This window comes from Psychrobacter sp. Sarcosine-3u-12, from assembly GCF_002836005.1.
Lineage (GTDB): Bacteria > Pseudomonadota > Gammaproteobacteria > Pseudomonadales > Moraxellaceae > Psychrobacter > Psychrobacter okhotskensis.
On record NZ_PJBY01000085.1, the window covers coordinates 24,017 to 30,016 of the forward strand.

A 6,000-nucleotide genomic window follows, 5' to 3' on the forward strand; every position below is an offset into this window, starting at 1 on the left:
TCACCTTGCTGGTATAAAAACGGTAATGACACGTCGATATTCACGCCATCTGGCACGAATCATCCGCTTCAACCGCATAGTATGCCCTATCAAGGTTGCTTTATTTTTAACGCAATAATTTATTTTATGACCAAAATAGCTTAGAATAGCAACAATTAGCAAAATTAGGCACAGCTAAAGTGGCTTGATATTGTATCTATATTTTTAAGCCAATATTCTCTAAGCCACAAACCCAGTGTGGGATAATCCCATTTCATTCACCTGGAGGAAGTATTAATGAGCCATGCCGAAGGCGTTAATGTACAACGCCGTAGAGTTCTTATTGCCTCGACTGCCGCGATTGGTGCAGCTGGGGTAGCTGCAGTGGCGACACCTTTTGTCCGTTCTTGGACGCCAAGCGCAAAAGCTGAAGCTGCAGGGGCGGCTGTTACCCAAGATATCGGTTCTATCGAAGATGGACAAATGATTGTCATCAAATATCGTGGTAAACCTATTTATGTGGTTAAGCGCACCGAAGAGATGATCGCAGGATTAGAGTCAGTCAAGCCAATGCTGTCTGACCCTGACTCTAGTGCATCATTACAACCTGAATACTGTGCGAATCCTACGCGCTCTTTAGAACCAGCTGTGTTGGTTGTTGAAGGCGTGTGTACGCATTTGGGCTGTGCGCCGAACTATCGCCCTGATGTTGGTGCTGCTGATTTAGGCGGTAATGACTGGTATGGCGGATTTTTCTGCCCCTGCCACGGATCTAAGTATGATTTAGCAGGCCGCGTCTTTAGTGGCGTTCCAGCACCGCTTAACTTACCTATCCCAGAATATAACATGGATGGTACCATCTTGACGGTTGGGGAGGCTTAATATGAGTATGGGTAAAAAAATCATGCACTGGGTGGACGCGCGCTTTCCTGCGACCGAAACCTATGAATACCACATGTCCAAGTACTACGCACCAAAAAACTTCAACTTTTGGTACTTCTTCGGCGTGTTATCTATGGTCGTACTGGTCAACCAATTGGTGACAGGTATCTGGCTAACCATGATGTACAACCCAAGTGCCGAAGGGGCATTTGCGTCGGTTGAATACATCATGCGTGATGTCAAAGGCGGTTGGCTCATTCGCTATATGCACTCGACGGGGGCCTCTGCGTTCTTCGTTGTCGTATATTTGCATATGTTCCGCGCATTGCTATACGGTTCATACCAAAAACCTCGTGAGCTTATTTGGCTCATCGGTATGGGTATCTATCTAGCGCTAATGGCAGAAGGTTTCTTCGGATACTTGCTACCTTGGGGCAACATGTCATTCTGGGGTGCACAGGTTATCTTGAACTTACCTGCTGCTCTACCTGTGATTGGTGATGGTCTTGCCGAATGGGTACGTGGTGATTATATTATCTCCGGTATCACCCTAAACCGCTTCTTTGCCTTACACGTTGTCGCTATTCCTTTAGTGCTCGTGGGCTTGGTCTTTATGCATTTAGTGGCACTGCATCATGTGGGTTCGAACAACCCTGATGGCATCGATATTAAAAAGCTAAAAGATAAAAATGGCGTGCCATTAGACGGTATTGAGTTCCATCCGTACTACACCGTTCATGATATGGTCGGTATTGTGGTGTTCTTTATCTTGTTCTTTGCAGTGGTGTTCTTCTTTCCAGAGGGCGGCGGTTTCTTCCTTGAGCCACCAAACTTTGAGACAGCGAACTCACTAAAAACCCCTGCGCATATTGCACCAGTATGGTATTACACACCTTTCTATGCCATCTTACGTGCGGTTCCTAACAAGCTTGGCGGTGTCATCGCGATGGGTGGTGCTATTGCTGTACTGTTCTTAATACCATGGCTCGATAGATCTCCAGTACGCTCGATACGTTATAAAGGCATTTTGTCTAAAATTGCGTTGACTGTATTTGCTATTAGCTTCGTGGTATTGGGTTATTTGGGTGCAACACCGGCCTCACCAACAGCAACCATTATGGCGCGTATATTCACTGTGTTGTATTTCTTGTTTTTCTTATTGATGCCGTTTTACACTGCTATTGAGAAGTGTAAACAGCCACCAGAACGCGTCACCGGAGGTCACTAATGAACACGCTAATTAAATCCTTAACCGGTTTAGGCTTAGGCGCGGCATTAACCCTATTTGCTGGTAACGCAATGGCAGCAGGTGGTGGTTGTGGGACTTTCACTAACGCTGAAGGGGTTGAAGAACACCTGCTGTGTAGTGAAGCCCCTATCGACTTTACCAATAAAGGCTCGCTACAAAACGGTGCCAAGATATTTATGAATTACTGTGCAGGTTGTCACTCAGCACAGTATGTCCGCCACTCTCGTATCGCTAAAGATTTAGAGATTCCACCTGAGTTGGTCGAAAAATACTTGATGGTGACAACCGATCAAATCGGTGATCATATCACTGCTGAGATTGACCCTGAGATTCAAGCTTCATGGTTTGGTGCCGCACCACCAGACTTGTCTCTAGAGACTAGACTGCGTGGTGATGATTGGGTTTACACTTACCTATTGTCGTTTTATGAAGATCCAAGTCGTCCTTGGGGTGCGAATAACCTAGTACTCGCAAACGCTGCTATGCCTCACGTCTTGCATAATATGCAAGAGACATTGAGTCAAGAAGAGTTTGAGTCTGAGGTCGGCGATTTGGTTAACTTTATGGCGTGGATGGGCGAACCTGCTCGTCACGACCGTCAAGTGATTGGTTTCTTCGTCATTATCTTCTTATTGGTCCTACTCATCCCAGTTTACTTGCTCAATAAAGAGTTCTGGAAAGACGTAAAATAAATAGAAGTTGATGGTATAAAAATTGAGCATGATATAAAGCACTACTTCGGTAGTGCTTTTTTATGCACTGCTGTTTTACTATCCTAATAAAACCTCAAGAAAGCAGACAAATAAGGCGCTCAACAGCAACATTTACGCGAGTTGCCTTGATAAACACAGCGACTTTGTTTACGATGACAGCCTTCACTATTAACATTAGGCTTTCATGATTGATGCGAATGACATTCCAAGTAGTCAGCTGATTTTATATGCTGATGACGGCTACGACAGTCATGTGGTGCGCCTATTGCTTGAAGAAAAGAAGCTCGCTTATTATTTATCACGTTTGCATTCTGAGCGTCCTGAAGATCTGACCGAGCTCAACCCTTATCATACCTTGCCTGTCCTGCAACAGCGTGAGATTGCACTCTATGAGATTAACGTTATTTTTGAATACCTTGAAGAACGTTATCATGCCAACAAACTGCTACCTGACACCCCGCAAGAGCGAGCACAGTTTCGACAGCTGGCCTGGCGTATTCAGCGCGATTGGCTGGTCCTCGGTAAGCGACTGCTTACGCATCCAGACAGCTTTAACAAAGCACAAGCCGCATTGGCAAAAAAACAATTGGCTGATTCATTGATTACCTTATCCCCACTGTTTGCTCATAAGCCGTACTTTATGGCGGATGAGTTTGGCTGGTGTGATGTGCTGCTCGCTCCTTTATTATGGCGGCTTGAGGAGATGGATATCGAACTGCCGCGCGCTATCAGTCGTCCGTTGTTTGACTATCAAACGCGTGTCTTTGAGCGTGAGAGTTTTAAAAAAAGCGTGCGTTAATTAGACAAGTCTAAAAAACTGTCCTAAAATTAGTACCAGTGAAACAGACATTCAGTAGCATTTATCCTCTGATAAATTGCTGAAATAACTATTTTTTAATTATAAAAAATCATTAGTATAGGAAATCATCAGATGAGCGAAACCACCTCTATTACGCCAACCCGTCCCTACATGGTACGCGCGCTATACCAATGGATAGAAGACAATGCTCTGACGCCCTATCTGATGGTCGATGCGACAGCTGAAAATGTGCAAATCCCAACCGAACACGTGCAAGACGGTCGTATCGTCTTAAATATCGCCAGCCGCGCCACTGGTAATATGAGTATGGAAAATGACTATATACATTTCAGTGCGCGTTTTGGCGGTGTGTCACAAGAGATCTGGGTACCACTGACAGCGGTGCTCGGTATCTATGCTAAAGAGAACTCGCAAGGGATGTTTTTTGATCCGAATGAATATGACAACTATCAGCCTGAAGAAGATTCGACTGCTGCTGCTAAGAAAAGTCCAACAGCCGTACCCAAGCCAAAGCGTGATAATAAAGCGGGCTTAAAAGTCTTAAAATAAAGATGCAGTGAATAAACCGTAACGCATAAAAAAGCTGGTCGTATTGAATACGTCCAGCTTTTTTATTGTCAGTCTAAAAGATTAATAGCTTTCAAACGATTAGCTCTTGGCAATTAGCTCTTGGCAATTAGCTCTTGGCGATTATGTTCTTGGCAGTGTCACACCGCGTTGACCTTGGTATTTACCACCGCGATCTTTATAGCTGGTCTCACAAACATCATCGGCATCGCTTTGAAAAAATAACATCTGTGCCACGCCTTCACCCGCATAAATACGCGCTGGCAAATTGGTAGTATTACTAAACTCTAAAGTCACGTGCCCTTCCCACTCAGGCTCAAGCGGCGTCACGTTCACAATGATACCGCAGCGCGCATACGTTGATTTACCAAGGCAAATGGTCAATACATCGCGCGGAATACGAAAATACTCCATGGTGCGTGCTAGCGCAAACGAGTTCGGTGGAATAATACACTCGTCACCAATGACATCAATAAAGCTTTTTTCATCAAAGTTTTTTGGATCTACAATCACTGAATGAACATTGGTAAAAACTTTAAATTCAGGCGCGCAGCGTACATCATAACCATAGCTTGAGGTGCCGTAGCTAACCAAACGTTCGCCTGCATCATTAAAACGTACTTGACCCGCTTCAAACGGCTCAATCATGCCGTGTTCTTCAGCCATTTTACGAATCCAGCGGTCAGACTTGATAGACATTGTTGTTCCTTAGCAGCTATAAAATAAAATTTATGATATGAATCGTATTTTGATAGCGACGATTATACGGAATTGAAGGCTCAATTTATAGAGCAATGGCGACTTTAAAATGAATACGTTCCATAACCTAATGATCCTCACCTTATATTTTACAATCTACCATTTAGCAAAATGGTCTTCCGCTAACCCCATTACCTTATCAATCTTAATCACCTCATCTTTGATGCGAATCTCACCGCTATAAAAGCCTAGCCATTGCTCGAAGATACTGGCAAGCATACCAAAGTTATCGGTTTTCTTATAGACGCTAATCGGTGTAAAGGTTAAATCAATATCTACATTACTCCAACCGAGGTTTTGATGATAAATACGCCAAGGCTGTCGCGTATTATCTATGGTTTTAGCATTATCATCTTGCTCATTAGCTGGCAAATTTAAACCATCACGGACAAACATCACAGACGGTAAATAATAAATATGCCCATCCAGCCAGCACGCATTTTCGCTAACCCCTGTTTCATTAACGCCCATCGCTAGATTTAGGGCAAAATGACGACGGTCTGGCAAATAGCTATTAATACAGCTCCAAAACCAATTGGTCTCGTGACGCATATAACCAAGCGTCCAATCTAGATTGGCAATCGTGGTAGCAGTAAAGTCTATTTGCTCGGGCTTTGTATCAACAGCATCAGCATTAAATTTTGAATTGCCCTTAACGAGTATATGTCCAGATACAGCGGTTAATGGCTCTTTTTGGGTAAACGTCCAGCCGCGTCTGCCCGTTGGTGTACAGATAGCAAGTGGCTGTGATTGCCGTGCTAATGTTGCATGGAGTGCAAGGTATTGGCTGTCCAGCACTACTTTAACTTGTGCAGGCATAAAATCTAAAGTAACGGTCAGTTTGGCATGGGTAAATACCATTTGCCCTTGATAGCAATCACCTTGTAGTTGCGTATGGCGAGTCAAAGGTTGCAAGGCTTCACATACCTCCAGCTCACCAGTCTCATCGTTATAAAGGTATACAAAGGCACTGGTCGCCAGCTTAATGGTCGCTACTGCTAAACAGACTCGATACGGCGGCTGAATAATTT

At 44.1% G+C, this 6,000-nt stretch carries 7 protein-coding genes; 5 read left to right on the top strand and 2 right to left on the bottom strand.

Features of this window, described 5'->3' with window-relative positions; all coding sequences use genetic code 11:
* Positions 1 to 276: 276 nt before the first annotated feature.
* The 5 genes from petA to CXF65_RS05415 all read left to right on the top strand — a co-directional run bounded on the left by petA (position 277) and on the right by CXF65_RS05415 (position 4,192).
* The gene (petA, locus tag CXF65_RS05395) at positions 277 to 861 is read left to right on the top strand and encodes a ubiquinol-cytochrome c reductase iron-sulfur subunit (protein WP_025651399.1); all 585 of its coding nucleotides are present in this window, start codon (positions 277 to 279) and stop codon (positions 859 to 861) included.
* A gap of 7 nt (positions 862 to 868) precedes the next feature.
* A complete protein-coding gene (locus tag CXF65_RS05400) occupies positions 869 to 2,089 on the top strand; it encodes a cytochrome b (RefSeq protein ID WP_413772494.1) in 1,221 nt (406 codons plus the stop codon).
* Positions 2,089 to 2,802, top strand: coding sequence for a cytochrome c1 (locus CXF65_RS05405; RefSeq protein WP_101211312.1), 714 nt, complete (start codon positions 2,089 to 2,091; stop codon positions 2,800 to 2,802). The genes CXF65_RS05400 and CXF65_RS05405 overlap by 1 nt, the downstream gene beginning before the upstream one ends.
* Positions 2,803 to 3,007: 205 nt before the next feature.
* A complete protein-coding gene (locus tag CXF65_RS05410) occupies positions 3,008 to 3,622 on the top strand; it encodes a glutathione S-transferase N-terminal domain-containing protein (RefSeq protein WP_025651402.1) in 615 nt (204 codons plus the stop codon).
* Positions 3,623 to 3,754: 132 nt separating this feature from the next.
* Positions 3,755 to 4,192 (top strand): ClpXP protease specificity-enhancing factor, encoded by a 438-nt coding sequence (locus tag CXF65_RS05415; protein ID WP_101211313.1) that lies wholly within the window; start codon positions 3,755 to 3,757, stop codon positions 4,190 to 4,192.
* A gap of 141 nt (positions 4,193 to 4,333) precedes the next feature.
* Here CXF65_RS05415 and dcd read toward each other — a convergent pair whose 3' ends face one another.
* Both dcd and CXF65_RS05425 read right to left on the bottom strand, forming a co-directional pair.
* Positions 4,334 to 4,909 (bottom strand): dCTP deaminase, encoded by a 576-nt coding sequence (gene dcd, locus CXF65_RS05420; RefSeq protein ID WP_011513914.1) that lies wholly within the window; start codon positions 4,907 to 4,909, stop codon positions 4,334 to 4,336.
* Positions 4,910 to 5,065: 156 nt separating this feature from the next.
* The coding region (locus CXF65_RS05425) for a DUF2804 domain-containing protein (RefSeq protein ID WP_101211314.1) at positions 5,066 to 6,000 on the bottom strand (935 nt) is incomplete at its 5' end.

Bases quoted from the DNA above. Each gene is read 5' to 3' on its own strand.
- petA (WP_025651399.1), top strand. From the start codon at position 277: ATGAGCCATGCCGAAGGCGTTAATGTACAACGCCGTAGAGTTCTTATT.
- CXF65_RS05400 (WP_413772494.1), top strand. From the start codon at position 869: ATGGGTAAAAAAATCATGCACTGGGTGGACGCGCGCTTTCCTGCGACC.
- CXF65_RS05405 (WP_101211312.1), top strand. From the start codon at position 2,089: ATGAACACGCTAATTAAATCCTTAACCGGTTTAGGCTTAGGCGCGGCA.
- CXF65_RS05410 (WP_025651402.1), top strand. From the start codon at position 3,008: ATGATTGATGCGAATGACATTCCAAGTAGTCAGCTGATTTTATATGCT.
- CXF65_RS05415 (WP_101211313.1), top strand. From the start codon at position 3,755: ATGAGCGAAACCACCTCTATTACGCCAACCCGTCCCTACATGGTACGC.
- dcd (WP_011513914.1), bottom strand. From the start codon at position 4,909: ATGTCTATCAAGTCTGACCGCTGGATTCGTAAAATGGCTGAAGAACAC.